The following is a 15,632-nucleotide window of genomic DNA, read 5'->3' on the forward strand; positions in this document are numbered from 1 at the left end:
GAAAAAAAACGAGGTAACAGGTTATGCCTGATACCTCGTTTTTTCCTTAAAGACTTTTAAGCCATTTTTTACCAGATTTGGTACTTAACCAAATATTTAATAGCAAAGCGACTACTCCAGTACCAGCCAATGTTATAATTAATGCTTCCATTAGCTTACGCGATTCAACTTCTTGATGATAGAGAAGATGAAGAGAGCAGCGAGCAGACAGATAACCATCAAGGTTCCCCATACTACTGGCAATGGCATATCCCACATGTGACCTGGAATAGAAACCAACTTGTTACCGAGGGCTGTTGCAACGAACCAGCCACCCATGATCATACCCTTGTACTTTGGAGGCGCTACCTTAGACACGAATGAAATACCGATAGGTGAAAGCAACAACTCTGCGAAAGTCAGGATCAAATAGGTACCGACGAGCAGGTTTGGAGTAACATCTGCTACGTGGTTAGGGTGATCAGTTGCAGGCAAACCAAGACTTGATACAGTCATCAGGAGATAAGCACCGGCAGCAACGAGCATACCCAGACCAATCTTCACTGGTGCCTTAGGCTCCTTGCCGATGCGCCCCAACCAGCCGAAGAGAGCGATGCTCACTGGAGTCAGAGCTACTACGAAGCAAGGGTTGAACTGCTGGAAGATAGGAGCATCGATAGCTACGGTAGAATCACCGGAATTCATGTAAGTATAACCCAGGATGGCAGCAGGAATCACGATGAGAGCGAGATTGATCAACTTGCTCTTGCCAGAAGTACCCTTAGGAGCAGTCAACAGACCGCAGATACCGAATACCATGAAGATGCACCAAACGAGGTTGATTACATTGAACATCATACCGGTAGCACCTGTAGCCTCACGAGCAGTAAACTCATCAGCAAACCAAGTCAAGGTCAAACCGTTCTGATGGAAAGCCATCCAGAAGAAGATAACCACAGCGAAAACCAAACCGAGGCAAACGATGCGCTCCTTGGTCTCAGCAGGACTCATCTCCTCTACCTCCTCAGTCTTGCCGTCTTCCTTCTTCTTGTCAGCTACCAATACCTGCTGGTAGGTCTTCTTACCCAAGAAATAGATGAGGATAGAAACAATCACAGAAACACAAGCTACTGCGAAAGCGAAGTGATAAGAATCAGCCTTTGAATAGCCCAGGTCGTTCTGTGCCCATGCCATGATTGTGGTGGCAGCAGTAGGAGCAAACAAGGCGCCGATGTTAATCGCCATATAGAAAAGCGAGAAACCAGAGTCGCGATGCTGCGCATACTTAGGATCGTTGTAAAGGTCGCCTACCATCACCTGGAGGTTACCCTTGAAGAAACCCGTACCCAAGCTCACGAGCAGCAGGGCAGCACCCATGGCAGCAATAGCTACAGAACCTCCACCCAATGGGATAGCCAGGAACAGATAGCCCAGGAACATGATGAGGATACCGATGATTACCATCTTGTTGTAACCCCACTTGTCGGCAGCCATACCACCAAACAGAGGCAAGAAATACACTGCAGTGAGGAACCAGGTATAAATCTCTGATGCCGTACCGGCATCAAAACCGAAATTCTCACCCAAGAACAGAGCGAATACTGCGAGCATGGTGTAGTAACCGAAACGCTCACCCGTATTTGCCAAAGCTAAGGTCCACAGACCTTTTGGTTGATTCTCAAACATAATTTTTGTTTTATTGTTATTTTATTATTTAGTTATTCTTTTCTCGCAAATTCTGTGCAAAGATACATAATTTATTCCATATTTCAAACTTATTGCAGGAAAAACCGTTCAGCAAATTGCATTTTCATACTGATTATCACCTAAATTTCTAAAAAACAGACAAATCGGAGAAAAATTTTCCAATAATATTACAGTGTAATTGCGTTTTTTTTTGTACCTTTGCACCCCGAAACCGCAAAGGTGGTTTCCGACATTATTAATAATGAGATTAAAATAAATAGAAAGGTAAAAGGATTTATATGAGACAACTTAAGATTAGCAAGAGTATAACCAACCGTTCCAGTGAAGCACTTGATAAGTACTTGGTGGAGATTGGTCGTGAACCTATGGTCTCTATCGATGAGGAGATTGAACTCGCACAGAAGATTCGCAAAGGCGGTCGTGAAGGTGAACGTGCCAAGGAAAAACTGGTTAAGGCAAACCTTCGATTCGTTGTTTCTGTTGCTAAACAATACCAGCACCAGGGTCTGGGTCTTACCGACTTGATCGATGAGGGAAACATCGGTTTGGTGAAGGCGGCAGAGAAGTTTGATGAGACTCGTGGTTTTAAGTTCATCTCATACGCAGTATGGTGGATTCGCCAGAGCATTCTACAGGCCATCGCTGAGCAGAGCCGTATCGTTCGCTTGCCTTTGAACCAGGTGGGTGCATTGAGCAAGATTAGCGCTGAAATCAGCAAGTTCGAGCAGGAGAACCAGCGCAAGCCTTCTGTTGCTGAGTTGGCACAGATTACCCAAATGGAGGAAAGCAAGATTGACCAGACCATCAAGGCAGACAACCACCACATGAGTATTGATGCTCCATTCGGTAGCGATGATGATGACAATGCAATGGTAGACGTGATGGCATCTGGCGATGACAGCCGTACCGACAAGGGTGTTGACTTCGAGTCAATGGCTAGCGAGCTGCAGCGTGTTCTCAAGACCGTATTGAAGGAGCGTGAGCGCAAGATTCTCTGCTACTGCTATGGCATCGGTTGCCACGAGAAGGGCTTGGAGGAAATCGGCAGCGAGTTCAACCTCACCCGTGAGCGTGTTCGCCAGATTCGAGAAAAGAGCATCATCAAGCTCCGTGACAGCGGAAAGATCAAGATCCTGATGAAATACCTGGGATAATTGATAATGAATAATTGATAATTTACAATTAATAATTCATTCGGATAGAAGACGAGAGAGAAAATTAGATAAAACTAAGTTGCTCACAGCAACGAAAGTAAAAAAGGGCAATCAGTTGGTTCATCCCAATCTGATTGCCCTTTCTCTTTCAAGCCTTGCGCCTCAATTAATTGTACATTATAAATTATACATTATTAATTCTACATTATTAATTATTCACGAAGTTTCCATCCTTATCAATCAATCCGCTGATTCCGTCTCTTACCGCCTCGAAATAAGGATATTCATCTCTGAGACAGATTTCGTCATAGAGGAAGTCGGCAACGATGGTATCATTGCCGTCCGGCATCACCAGTCCCATCTTGCCGTTTTTCTCTGCAATCACCGGCATGATGCTCAAGTCATCATTATAGATGTAACAGGTTCGGAGGAAATCATACACCGGCTGAAGCATCACGTTGCCCTGATGGTCCTTCATGCCAAACTTGCCGTTCTCCTCGAACACCTCATGATAACGGATGTACTTCTCCTTCAGGCGATGGTAATAGAACACCATCTTGCGCTTGTCGTTCACGAAATCCAGCATATACTGGAAAGTATCGCAATAGTTAGCCACCGAACGAACCAGAATCATCTTCAAGTCGAGACCGTCCAATGCCTTTCGGTTCAGATCAATATACTTGGCAATCGCCTTCTCCTTCTCAGGGACAGAGAGGCTCGCCAGTTTTTCCTCAAACTTGAGCATAGCTTGTTTGGTTCCCGACATACCCTTGATATATCGGTGAATCTGTCTGCTCATTTCCGAACAGATAAACTTGTCTATCTCCTGCTGCTCTATCGGGTCAGCATATTCTTTAATCAATGATTCAGGTGTAGCATTCATGGCTGTTTCCTTTCTTTTATAGAATTATACTTTCAAAGAGTTCGAAGAACAAAGAGCAAACGAATTCTTCACTCTTCGTTCTTCACTCTTCACTTATTTCACGTTAGGCTTCTGCAAACCGTATCCCTTTCTCTTATCTTCAAAAAGAAGGAGGAAGGCGATGAGGATGGCTATCACGCCGAAGCAGGCAAAGATGGTCATCGTCTGGGTATAGTCGATGGTGCCGTCGGCTGCGGTATTTGCCTGGTTTACCTTACCAATCCATACTGGAATGAGAGCCAGTCCAATATTCTGGATATAGAAAATGAGGGCGTATGCAGTTCCCAAGAGTTTCATAGGGATAATCTTTGGCACGGATGGCCACATGGCTGATGGTACCAGTCCGAAGGCGATGCCAAGGATGAGCATCAGTACGATGGCAAGCACCCATGAGTTGATTGGCAGAGCAAACATGACGTGTACAAAGGTCAGGAGGCAACTGCCGATAATCATCAGCGTGGCACCCTTGCCATACTTGTCGTATATACCACCAAAAAGCGGGGTGAGGAAGATGGTACCGAATGGCAACATCGCAGGAATCAGACCTGCCATATTTGCTTCAACACCATACTTGAAAATCATCAGTTTGGTGGCAAACTTCAGGAATGGGAATACGCCTGCATAGAACATCAGACAGAGTACAGCCACATACCAGAAACCGGTTGTCTTGAAAAGACCACCCAGGTCTGAAAACTTGAAACCTTCCTCCGGCTCTGTAGCCGCTGCAGCTGCTGAAGCATCCTCCTTCTTGTCCATCACGCAATAAACCAGATAAACCAGTACACCAGCGCAAAGCAAAGCTGCACCCAGACCAATAGAAGCAGACACTCCACCCATCGACTTGGCAAAAGGAAGAGAAGCACTCAGGGCAGCAGCAGTTCCCAAACGTGCCGTAGCCACCTGCACACCCATTGCAAGAGCCAACTCATGACCCGTAAACCACTTCACGATAACCTTGCTCACCGTGATACCGCATATCTCGCAGCCCACACCATAGATGGCAAAACCAAGAGCGGCTATCACTACCTGTATACTATAAGTACCGAAGAATGGTACTGCTACCGTTCCGGCAAACTCATGCCCTACGGCATACCACTTGATCAAGGCTCCACCAAACATCAGGAAGGTGGAGAGAATACCTGTAAAACGGATGCCAAACTTATCGAGGATAAGACCACCGAAGAAGAGAAGCAGGAGGAACACATTGAAGTATCCATAGGCACCGGAGAAGAAGCCATACTCATCCGAACTCCATCCGAGCCCGAGACCATTCTCTGCCCCCTTGGCTGCTGTCAAAAGTGGCTCCAGTGGAGACATCACGTCTGTAAAAAAGTAGCCGAACATCATCGTTACACTCACGATGAGGAGGGCGATCCAGCGAGCTGACGTTGAGTCGCTCAATTTCATCTGCATTTTTTCTGTTGTACTCATTTTTTTCAAAACATCAATGATAAACCCGTTATCATTGATTTATTATTAATTATCAATTATTAATTATCATCTATTTCCTCTTCACGTTCTTCGTTCTTGTGATATCGAAGAGATAAGAGAGCTTCAGGACTATCTGTCCGAAGTTGCTCTTTCCGAAGTAATCTCGCTTCGACGAACCGTAGATATTTCCCAATCCGTAGTAGTAGCGGGCTTCGGCAAGGAAGTGCCCCACTCTCGGAATACTGTATTCTGCACCCAGACCCACGGCGATACCGTAATCCAGCTTGTTCTCTACTGCCATCGTATCCTGTGCCATCACCGGGCTCACTCGGTTGTTGTCCGTCTGAGGCAACTTCTTCACATCAAAATTGGTCTTGGTCGATTCACTGAGATAATAACCGAACTGTGGGCCGGCATTCACGAAGATGTTCAGTCCTCTCGTCTCCCTACCCCATGCCAGATGAGCGAACACCGGCACCTGGATATAGTTGATGGTACGGCTATACGCCATCGGCTCCTGGGTCTCCGTGATAATCACCGGATTGTTTTCCTTATCAAGGATATCCTCTTTCCATCCCACCTTGGCATAGTTTACCTCGGCATAGATGGAGCAGATAGTGTTGAAATATTTCTCGCAGGTATACTTCATCGAGAAACCCGCCGTCATTCCGCCGTGCTGCGTCTGCTGTACGTCTGGCGTAAAACCTACTGAGCTCATAATGAAGCCCCCATTCAATCCGACTGCAAAGTCATTGCGATGCTCTCCAATCTGTGCCGAAGCTGTCAGTCCGCCCCCCAAGACCAGAGAAAGCAGTATATATCTTCTTATCAAATACATATCATAAAGTTCATTTTTCAATATTCAAAGATCAAACTTCAAAGCTCAAAGCTCAAAGTTCAAAGTCCTAATACTTCACCGCCTCAATCTGATGATTGAAGGTATAGTGGATCAGCATGAAACTCTTGTTCTTATAACCTCCCTTGAGTCCCGTCTTCTCGAAATCCAGCGGTGTCTGTACAGGCTGGTAAGTAGAATGCTTGCTGTCGCCCGTAAAGTTGCGCCCCTCCTTCTTCACGCCCTGGATAAAGAACATGGCATGGTCATAACCCGTAATGGCGAAACGTGGCAGGGCTACCTGCATCGGCTGATGGAACCAACGCTGATAACTCGTCTCCAACGACTGGGTACGCACATTGCTGGCATTATAATAAAAGGTGGAAGGGATATAGGTGTCATACTTGTAGAACCTTTCCAGATTGTACTTGGCATACATCAGCCATTCCGTATAACCGAAGAGCGAGATGGATGCACCCGGATACTTGGCATCAAACTCATCCAACTTGTTGAGCACGGCGGTCAACTGAGGTGAACGGCCTGTATTGAGAATCACCACGTTCTGCTTGCTAGGCACGAAAGCCTTGGCAAACTGCTCGATGCTCGAATTCACGTTGGTGATACTGAAGTTGATATTGCGCTTTTCCAGTTCCTTGCGGAGTCCGAAGGTAAAGGCACCCTTGCGGGAAGTGGAATCATTGCAGTCGATAAAGATAGGATGCACATTGGTGAACCGCTTCAGGAATGCCTTCACGGTAGCATTATTCAGGCTCTCCTGACTCTGATAAACCTGGAAAATCTCCTTGCTGCGCTCCACGTCATCCCCACTGATGGAGAAAGGAATGACGAGCTTGATGCCGTTGTTCTTGCAGAACTCGGAAAGTGGAGCCACCTGCTTGGTATAAAGCGGACCGAAGATAAGGTCGCACTGGCTGGCACCCTCCTGCAGCAGGGTGGTACGGATATCCGCATCGATAGGCACATTCCAGGCATGAACATCGGTAGAAACACCGTGCTTCTTCAGATAGTCACATGCCATCAGGATGCCACGGTAATACTCCACCATGCGCTTGCCGTCGCCATCCACATCATGCAGCGGCAGCATCACGCCAATCTTCACGGCGTTGCTGACGGTAGCTGCAGGCTTGGCAGCAGCAGGAGCAACCGTTTTCTGGCTGGCAGCAGGAGTAGCGGTAGTTGTCTTCTGGTTTGGATTCTTCTGTCCCTTGGCATAAGGGATAAACAGGGTGGCTCCTTTCTGGAGCATGTATCCCTCCTGCTTCATCTCCGGATTGGCATCCATGAGTTCCGGAAGCGACAATCCATAGCTGTTGGCGATACCGAAGATGGTATCTTTCTTCTTCACCGTATAGATGTCGCGCCACTTGGTGGTCTGAGCGAAAATACTTACGCTGAGCATCAGCCCAACGACAACAAGGAAATATCTCTTGATTCTTCTCATAACTTCATTAATTTTATATTCCTATCTTTCGGATTTCTGCAGATTTTGAGTCATTTTTCTGCCGATAATCTTCAGATTTCAATGTTTTCATTTGCAAAAATACAAAAAATCTTGCATTCTGCCCAAAATCTCTCAGCTTTTTATTATCTTTGCACAAATAATTCTTCAAATGAGACGAAAAATAAGTATACTTTGCATCTTGTTGCCACTTTTAACGTGCCAATTGCACGCTCAGGAAGTCAACGATGGCGAAGAGGGCAAACCGGAAGAGACACCACAGGTCAGCTCTCTTCTCATGCCGAATGCCTTCTCACCAAACGGAGACGGCATCAACGACATCTACAAACCCAAGAGCGGATACCAGAACATCACTGAGTTCCATGCCTACATATTTAATAGGTGGGGGCAGAAACTCTTTGAATGGACCGATCCGGCTACTGGATGGGACGGCACCTACAAGGGTAGTCCCGTCAAGGATGGCGTCTACTTCTGCCTCGTCAAGGCAAAAGGTGCAGATGGAAAGATATATAATTTCAAAAAAGATGTCAACCTGCTGAGGGGATACATCGAGAATCAAACTAATTCAGGACAATGATTTCAGAAGAAAAGATTAATGTTTGGGGAGCCAGGGTTCACAACCTCAAGAACATCGACGTGGAGATACCCCGCGACTCCCTCACCGTCATAACCGGACTTTCTGGTTCGGGCAAGTCATCACTGGCCTTCGACACCATCTTTGCCGAAGGTCAGCGGCGCTATATCGAGACGTTCTCTGCCTATGCCCGCAACTTCCTGGGCAACATGGAACGTCCGGATGTGGATAAGATTACAGGTCTCAGTCCGGTCATCAGCATCGAACAGAAGACCACCAACAAGAATCCCCGATCCACTGTGGGCACCACCACCGAGATCTACGATTACCTGCGTCTGCTCTATGCCCGTGCCGGTACTGCCTACAGCTACCGCAGCGGCGAGGAGATGGTGAAATATACCGAGGAACAGGTCATCGAGATGATTCTCAATGAGTATGCCGGCAAGGCTATCTACCTCCTCGCTCCCCTCGTCAGACAGCGCAAGGGTCATTACCGTGAACTCTTCGACAGCATGCGGCGCAAGGGTTATCTCTATGCCCGGGTGGATGGAGAGATTCTGGAGATTGTGCCGGGCATGAAGATTGACCGATACAAGAACCACAACATCGAGGTGGTGATAGACAAGCTCGTGGTGCGCGAAGCTGACGAAGAACGCATCCGCAAGAGCGTTTCCATCGCCATGAAACAAGGCGACGGCATGGTGGCTGTCATCGAGAAAGGCAGTCAGGAGATGAAGAATTTCTCCAAGCGACTGATGGACCCTGTTACCGGCATCGCCTACCAGGACCCTGCGCCTAACATGTTCTCCTTCAACTCGCCCGAAGGTGCCTGCCCTCACTGCAAGGGTCTGGGAAAGGTGAACCAGATTGACCTCAAGAAGGTCATCCCGGACGAAGACATGAGCATCTATGAGGGCGGTATTGTTCCGCTCGGGAAATACAAGAATCAGATGATTTTCTGGCAGATTGAGTCGCTCCTGTCAAAATACGACCTCAATCTCAAGACTCCTATCTGCAGAATTCCGAATATTGCCATGGAGGAAATTCTCTATGGTTCACTGGAAAACGTAAAGATAGATAAGGAGAAGGTGCATACTTCCACCGACTATTTCTGTGCCTACGATGGCGTCATCGACTATCTCAGGAAGGTGATGGAGAATGACGAAAGTAATGACGGCAAGAAATGGGCTGACCAGTTTATCTCTGTCGTTGAATGCCCGGAATGTCACGGTCTCCGACTCAAGTCGGAATCCCTGGCTTTCAGAATCTGGGATAAGAATATCTCCGAAGTGGCAAACCTGGACATCGATGAACTGCGCAACTGGCTGGAAGAGGTGGAACAGCATCTGCCTCCGATGAAAGCCAAGGTGGCTCATGAGATTATCAAGGAGTTGCGCTCCCGTGTCACCTTCCTCCTCGATGTGGGACTGAATTATCTCTCACTCAACCGTCAGTCGGCTTCGCTCTCAGGCGGTGAAAGTCAGCGCATCCGCCTTGCCACACAGATTGGCAGCCAGCTGGTCAATGTGCTCTATATCCTCGATGAGCCGAGCATCGGTCTGCACCAGCGCGACAACGAACGCCTCCTCAACAGTCTCAAGGAACTGCGCGACCTGGGCAATACGGTCATCGTCGTAGAACATGACGAGGATATGATGCGGGCTGCCGACTGGATTGTAGACATCGGTCCGAAGGCAGGGCGCAAGGGTGGCGAAGTAGTCTTTCAGGGTACTCCTGCCGAAATGCTCAAGACCGATACCATCACCGCCCAGTATCTCAATGGCAAGATGGCTATCGAGGTTCCTGCCGTGCGTCGTGAAGGCAATGGCAAGCACATCACCATCCGGGGCGCCAGGGGCAACAACCTGAAGGGAGTAGACGTTGACTTCCCTCTCGGCAAACTCATCGTGGTTACGGGAGTGAGCGGTTCGGGCAAATCTACCCTCGTCAACGAGACTCTTCAGCCTATCCTCTCCCAGCATTTCTATCGCAGTCTGAAGAAGCCGATGCCGTATGACAGTATCGAGGGTATCGACAATATAGATAAGGTGGTGAATGTAGACCAGAGTCCTATCGGCAGAACGCCTCGCAGCAATCCTGCCACCTATACCGGTGTCTTCAGCGATATCCGCAGTCTTTTCGTTGGCTTGCCGGAAGCGAAGATCCGTGGTTACAAGCCGGGCAGATTCTCCTTCAACGTGAAGGGTGGAAGATGTGAGGAATGTAAGGGAAATGGTTACAAGACCATCGAGATGAATTTCCTCCCGGATGTCTACGTACCTTGCGAGGTTTGTCATGGCAAGCGATACAACCGTGAGACCCTGGAGGTGAGATATAAAGGCAAGAGCATCGCCGACGTACTGGATATGACCATCAACCAGGCGGTGGAATTCTTCGAGAACGTGCCGCAGATTCTCAACAAGATCAAGGCGTTGCAGAATGTAGGTCTCGGCTATATCAAACTGGGACAGAGCAGTACCACCCTCTCCGGTGGTGAGAGTCAGCGAGTAAAACTTGCCACCGAACTCTCCAAGCGAGACACGGGCAAGACGCTCTACATCCTGGACGAGCCAACCACCGGTCTCCACTTCGAGGACATCCGCATCCTGATGAATGTATTGCAGAAGCTGATAGACCGTGGCAATACAGTCATCATCATCGAGCACAATCTGGATGTCATCAAGCTAGCCGACTGGCTCATCGACATGGGTCCAGAAGGTGGTAGAGGTGGCGGCGAGCTTCTCTTTGCCGGCACACCTGAAGACATGGTGAAGGCAAAGAAGGGCTATACCTACAAGTTCCTCGCCCCATTGCTGAAGAAATCAGGGAAACCTGAATAATTCTGATATGATCTCGGAAGTAAGATAAATAAGAATCCCCCAACCTACTGTTTCCTGCAGGTTGGGGGATTTTATTTCGTTACAGAGTATAAATCCGTCGGAACGCCTCAATTCATTGTATATCATCATGACAGAAGAAAGAATTCTCCTACCCCAGAATGTTATCAAAACAAATCATTGAGCACCACTTCGTTCTGGGCTATGCCCGAATACATATTCCGCTGAAGACCATAACTGCTGATAAACGTCAGCAGTATCGACTTTCGAGACTTCGTTTCCTCCATAAAACGGACGATTTTGTTTCTCAGAATCTTCTCGTAATCCTTATTGATGGCAAACTCACTTTCCGAAAACTTCATTTCGCAAAGATTGATGGTATTGTCACCACGCTCTATCACCATGTCTATCTGAGCAGCCCGCTCCGCCGACCCGGCATCACTCTTGCTTCGCCAGGAATACAACTGGGTAGCCACACCGGAAATTCCCAACCGCTGCTTCACCTGGTCGATATGATTCATCGCCAATATCTCGAAAGAGACTCCAGCCCAGGCATAGAAACGGGGCGTTCGCTGCAACTTGCTCCAATACAGAAGATTACGGAAAGAACTATCGCGCAGGAAGCGGAAATAGAACAAGGTGAAGAAATCTACCAACTGATAGAGAGACTTTCGGGTGGAACAGCCATAGTTGACAGACTTTCTGATGAAACCGCAGGATTCCAGATTGTCGAGAATCGTGGTCAACGATTTGCCCGACTTCATCCCGGTGGCATCGGCTATTTCCGAGCGCATCATACCATAACCACGCTCGTTCAGGCATTCTACCACCTTGACGTATGCCTCAGAATCCTTGAACAGAGAGCGATAGAGAATCGTAAACTCATTGTACAACTGTCCATTGGGATTGAACAGCAGACGGTCTATATTCTGAGCCAAACTTAACCGTTCATCCAAAAGATTCAGATAATATGGGATTCCTCCCAATATCATATAAAGTTCTGCCAGTTCATATCTGGACAACATCATCCCCTTAGTCTTCAGGAAAGCTTCCGACTCCCCAAGAGAAAAAGGCTGCAGGAAAAGACGATGGGTAAGACGACCATAAAGTCCGCCATGGTTATTGATGAGTTTATCCATCATCCAGGAAGTGGCAGAGCCACAGACTATCAGAACGATGTCACGACGTGCCGAAGCCCATCCATTCCAGAAATGCTCCAAGGCTGAAATAAAATTAGAGCCCGCAGTATCCATCCAAGGCAGTTCGTCGAGAAAAACCACCTTGCGTTCTATCCCGTTTAAAGAATCGAGATAAGTGATAAGCATTTCGAAAGCATCGATCCAGTCGTGGGGAACAGAGGTTACATTCCTGTCGTAACGTCGAAGCGTATAAAAGAAGTTTTTCAACTGCTCCTGTGTGTTTCCACCAGCCAATCCTGATGTCTGAAACACCATTTCCTGTTCAAAATATTCGCGCACAAGAAACGTTTTTCCCACTCTGCGGCGTCCACATACAGCCACAAATTCCGACTGCCTTGACTCGAAAATATGCGCCAGGGTATCTTGTTCACTTTTTCTGCCTATGATATTATTCTTCATCTTCGTATTCTCCTGCTTTAATTTCTAACCATTTGCAAAAATAGCAAGAAAAAAAGCAATTATTGGCTAATTCTTATATAACTTTTAGCCAATAACGGCTATTTTTAAGCATTATTGGCTAAAAATAGCAGTACATTTAGCCAATAACCATAAAAAATCTGCAAATTGTCAAATATTAACTGCTTCGTCGGAGTATAAATCCGTCGGAACGCCTCAATTCATTATATATCATCATGACTGAAGAAAGAATTCTGTGTATCTCAACAAGCCACTTCCTCCATCCTCACCAACTTGCCAGCAACAAACTGCATGATGATTTTATGGAGCGTTGTACCTTGACGCAGAGCCTCGACCCTTGGAGCTACGGCATATCGCTTGATTTGCGCCTCTGCCTCTTGCCATTGTGCTTCTGCCTTGGAGAGTTTGCCGTCCTCAGGCTTTGATTCGTAATCTTTCTTCGACAACACCTTCAGTTCCAGGATATAACTATGTTTGGTAGCATAATGAGTAAGGTTTGGCAAAAGGAAAAAATCACAATAGCCATGGTTCAACTCAAGTTCCGGTGCAGTATAATAGTAATTATTCAAATTCAGATATGCCATGAAGAAACCTTGAAGATTGCGTTCCGACTCGATACCGTCACGAACAGATGAAACCTGGGAATAGGCATCAGCCATAAACTGTAATCCTTCACGCCACTTACCTTCAAGTGCCATGTAGGTAAACAGAATTTTCATCTGGTTCAAGTCCACAAACTTTTCCTCCTGATATTGTTCCAACAAATAGCCATAATACTGTTTACGGACATTATTGTTTGGAATGCCCAATATCATCATATCACCAAAAGTCCCCTTTATAGTAAGCATACCATAATAGAACAGCAAACTGGTGAATGTTTGAGGGTTAGTCAACCTACTGGCAGGGAATGTCTCTTCCAGGGTTGTCACTATCTGCCCCGTCTCAGCTATCGTGCGGATGACACCCTTGCGGTCACCATCCAACTTATCCAACTGAAGCAGCTTCTTCATCTTGTTGTAGTCTGTCTTCGTGTTTGGATCTATCATTTGCTTCGGAGCTTCCCCCCTATCTATATAATTTCGGAGATAATAGATGACCATATCACTATTGAACACCTTACTCTGAGTATGCAAAGCATCCTCAGAGAAACAATAGTTATCATACCAAGGCTTCATTTCGTCTATCATCACCTCGATATCACTTGTTGCAGGAATGCCTCCCACTTCTTTGTAATAAGCAAACATATTTCGCACTTCCTCCTGAGAGAAGCCCAACATCTGATTAAACTCTGGCTTGGTAGAGATATGCCAGCCAATATTGAATCCACTCGTCACATCGTCCAAGGTTACAGGACTGACACCTGTGATGAAGATACGCTCAAACATACCCTTGAACTTCTTGAAGACATCACGGTAGAAGCCGTCGGCATAGGTGATTGCCCAATATACATTCTCACCCTGCTCATTGAGCACGGTATTGGTGAAATTGTCATATTCATCGATGATCAGATAGAGAGGAATGCCCTTGGCTGCAGTCTCATCCTGAAGCAAAGCCAGTTTCTCCGTACCAGAATCCGACTGAAAGAACCTCTTCTTAAAATCTGCCAGATAAAACTCTTGGTAAACTCGCATGAAGCCGTCCAATTTAACACGCAGATACATATTGAAGTTTTCCTCCAACTTTTCGATACCACCACCCACATACGAGAAATCAAGGTGAAGAATCTGATACTTCCCCTGTAAAGGAGTAGGATGCTTGCCTACCCATAAATCACCGAAAAGAGTTTGGAATTTCTCTTTCTTGCTACAGTCATAGTAAGCATGGAGCATACTCAGGAATATGCTCTTACCAAAACGACGTGGACGAATGAAGAAGATGTTGCTTGGTTGGTTTTCCAACAAAGGCAAATACATCGTCTTATCCACATAATATTGATTTTGTTCTATAACGGCCTCAAAGTCATTGATGCCGTAAGGCAAACGTTTCATATTCTGATTCATGATTGCTCCTTTTATAATTTACATTTGCAAAAATAAGAAAATTATCTGATTATACCAAAGAATTTACCCGGATTTTCTTGCTTAATTCGAATAAATGTCTTATCTTTACAAAAAGATAGGCGGCGCTCGGCAATTTGAAAGCAAACTTTCATTGCGCTCGCTGGCACTATCTTTGCAAATAATATAAATTGAATATTGTATGAAACAGGTAGAAGAATGCAACAAGGTTCTCGAACTTTCCAGCCTTCTTTGATGCATTCCTTATAATAGAACTTCATTTCGAGAGAATTATCACACTTTAGTAGTTCATAGTAATGGCTCCATGTCAATTTTGGGGACGCTGTCCCCAAAATTGGAAAAGCAAGGTAACACATACTCCTTAACTCCTTTAACTTCCTGATATGCGAAAGTTCAGTTATGAGCCCACTTTAAAAAGTAAGGCCTGTTTAAAATGTTTATATTTCACGAAAATAATCTCTGCTTTATGCTGTTATCTGGAATATTTTTCGTATCTTTACACCATCAAACAGAATGACTATGTTTAAAAAGACAGATCCGAATCCTCAGTTAGATATATTTACGGCTCCCTCAATGCAGTTAGGAAGTCGTGCTTCAAAGAAGTATTCTGACCCCAACGCATGGCATAACCAGTTCTATAGCCTCGTGACAACCAAGATTGATGAGGAGATATTCAAGCCTTTGTTCCCTGAAGGCAAGAAGAGCGGCCGCCCAAACGCTTCCATCCGCATACTCGTGGCTATGTCTGTCTTAAAGGAGGGATTCGGTTGCAGCGACGAGGATCTGTTTGAGAAGTGCGAGTTTGACCTTCTTACCAGAAAGGCTCTCGGCATGGAACTTCTGACTGATGTAACCCCATCAATAGATACCTATTATCTGTTTCGCCGCCGCATCTGCGAATATCAGGAAAGAACTGGCATTGACCTGATGCAGCTCTGCTTCGAGCAGCTTGCTGGCAAGCATGTACACCTTCTCAAGATATCAGGCAAATGCGTCCGTATGGACAGTAAGCTTATCGGTAGCAATATCGCTCGCCAGTCTCGCTATGAACTGATACATACAACTCTGGTCAAGTTCCT

At 46.3% G+C, this 15,632-nt stretch carries 11 protein-coding genes and 1 pseudogene; 4 read left to right on the top strand and 8 right to left on the bottom strand.

Annotation, left to right across the window (positions count from 1 at the left end; genetic code table 11):
• Positions 1-150 precede the first annotated feature (150 nt).
• Entirely contained in the window at positions 151-1,665 is a 1,515-nt protein-coding gene (locus ACTQ16_RS14570) for a peptide MFS transporter (protein ID WP_218415748.1), read from the bottom strand.
• A gap of 299 nt (positions 1,666-1,964) precedes the next feature.
• On the opposite strand from ACTQ16_RS14570, the gene ACTQ16_RS14575 reads away from it, so the two are divergent.
• Positions 1,965-2,840 carry a sigma-70 family RNA polymerase sigma factor gene (locus ACTQ16_RS14575; protein ID WP_294968408.1) on the top strand — a complete coding sequence of 292 codons (876 nt, stop codon included), beginning with the start codon at positions 1,965-1,967 and terminating at the stop codon, positions 2,838-2,840.
• A 208-nt stretch (positions 2,841-3,048) separates the two neighbouring features.
• On the opposite strand, the gene ACTQ16_RS14580 is transcribed toward ACTQ16_RS14575, so the two are convergent.
• From ACTQ16_RS14580 to ACTQ16_RS14595, 4 genes are all read right to left on the bottom strand, one after another.
• Positions 3,049-3,723 (bottom strand): hypothetical protein, encoded by a 675-nt coding sequence (locus ACTQ16_RS14580; RefSeq protein WP_294714903.1) that lies wholly within the window; start codon positions 3,721-3,723, stop codon positions 3,049-3,051.
• A 93-nt stretch (positions 3,724-3,816) separates the two neighbouring features.
• Complete coding sequence (locus tag ACTQ16_RS14585; RefSeq protein ID WP_441938053.1) at positions 3,817-5,193, bottom strand: MFS transporter; 1,377 nt, start codon at positions 5,191-5,193, stop codon at positions 3,817-3,819.
• Between the two features lie 70 nt (positions 5,194-5,263).
• Positions 5,264-6,031, bottom strand: coding sequence for a porin family protein (locus ACTQ16_RS14590; RefSeq protein ID WP_218415746.1), 768 nt, complete (start codon positions 6,029-6,031; stop codon positions 5,264-5,266).
• Between the two features lie 67 nt (positions 6,032-6,098).
• Positions 6,099-7,490 carry a LysM peptidoglycan-binding domain-containing protein gene (locus ACTQ16_RS14595; protein WP_441933461.1) on the bottom strand — a complete coding sequence of 464 codons (1,392 nt, stop codon included), beginning with the start codon at positions 7,488-7,490 and terminating at the stop codon, positions 6,099-6,101.
• 283 nt (positions 7,491-7,773) lie between these two features.
• Here ACTQ16_RS14595 and ACTQ16_RS14600 point away from each other — a divergent pair.
• Both ACTQ16_RS14600 and uvrA read left to right on the top strand, forming a co-directional pair.
• Positions 7,774-8,085 (top strand): annotated as a pseudogene (locus ACTQ16_RS14600) (gliding motility-associated C-terminal domain-containing protein); the annotation flags it as partial.
• Positions 8,082-10,922 (top strand): excinuclease ABC subunit UvrA, encoded by a 2,841-nt coding sequence (gene uvrA / locus ACTQ16_RS14605; RefSeq protein WP_441938055.1) that lies wholly within the window; start codon positions 8,082-8,084, stop codon positions 10,920-10,922. The pseudogene ACTQ16_RS14600 and the gene uvrA, both read left to right, overlap by 4 nt.
• 164 nt (positions 10,923-11,086) lie before the next feature.
• Here uvrA and ACTQ16_RS14610 read toward each other — a convergent pair whose 3' ends face one another.
• The 3 genes from ACTQ16_RS14610 to ACTQ16_RS14620 form a co-directional block, all read right to left on the bottom strand.
• Positions 11,087-12,517 (bottom strand): AAA family ATPase, encoded by a 1,431-nt coding sequence (locus ACTQ16_RS14610; RefSeq protein WP_441938056.1) that lies wholly within the window; start codon positions 12,515-12,517, stop codon positions 11,087-11,089.
• 260 nt (positions 12,518-12,777) lie between these two features.
• Complete coding sequence (locus tag ACTQ16_RS14615; protein ID WP_441938058.1) at positions 12,778-14,535, bottom strand: AAA family ATPase; 1,758 nt, start codon at positions 14,533-14,535, stop codon at positions 12,778-12,780.
• A gap of 41 nt (positions 14,536-14,576) precedes the next feature.
• A complete protein-coding gene (locus tag ACTQ16_RS14620; protein ID WP_441938060.1) occupies positions 14,577-14,909 on the bottom strand; it encodes a DUF1016 N-terminal domain-containing protein in 333 nt (110 codons plus the stop codon).
• Positions 14,910-15,126: 217 nt separating this feature from the next.
• Here ACTQ16_RS14620 and ACTQ16_RS14625 point away from each other — a divergent pair.
• Positions 15,127-15,632, top strand: a 506-nt coding sequence (locus tag ACTQ16_RS14625; protein WP_441938061.1) for a transposase, incomplete at its 3' end; no start/stop codon positions are given.

It is taken from the genome of Prevotella sp. LCP21S3_D2 (genome assembly GCF_052118345.1).
Classification (GTDB): domain Bacteria; phylum Bacteroidota; class Bacteroidia; order Bacteroidales; family Bacteroidaceae; genus Prevotella.

Coding starts and splice junctions, on each gene's coding strand:
- ACTQ16_RS14570 (WP_218415748.1), bottom strand. CDS start 1,665: ATGTTTGAGAATCAACCAAAAGGTCTGTGGACCTTAGCTTTGGCAAAT.
- ACTQ16_RS14575 (WP_294968408.1), top strand. CDS start 1,965: ATGAGACAACTTAAGATTAGCAAGAGTATAACCAACCGTTCCAGTGAA.
- ACTQ16_RS14580 (WP_294714903.1), bottom strand. CDS start 3,723: ATGAATGCTACACCTGAATCATTGATTAAAGAATATGCTGACCCGATA.
- ACTQ16_RS14585 (WP_441938053.1), bottom strand. CDS start 5,193: ATGAGTACAACAGAAAAAATGCAGATGAAATTGAGCGACTCAACGTCA.
- ACTQ16_RS14590 (WP_218415746.1), bottom strand. CDS start 6,031: ATGTATTTGATAAGAAGATATATACTGCTTTCTCTGGTCTTGGGGGGC.
- ACTQ16_RS14595 (WP_441933461.1), bottom strand. CDS start 7,490: ATGAGAAGAATCAAGAGATATTTCCTTGTTGTCGTTGGGCTGATGCTC.
- uvrA (WP_441938055.1), top strand. CDS start 8,082: ATGATTTCAGAAGAAAAGATTAATGTTTGGGGAGCCAGGGTTCACAAC.
- ACTQ16_RS14610 (WP_441938056.1), bottom strand. CDS start 12,517: ATGAAGAATAATATCATAGGCAGAAAAAGTGAACAAGATACCCTGGCG.
- ACTQ16_RS14615 (WP_441938058.1), bottom strand. CDS start 14,535: ATGAATCAGAATATGAAACGTTTGCCTTACGGCATCAATGACTTTGAG.
- ACTQ16_RS14620 (WP_441938060.1), bottom strand. CDS start 14,909: ATGTGTTACCTTGCTTTTCCAATTTTGGGGACAGCGTCCCCAAAATTG.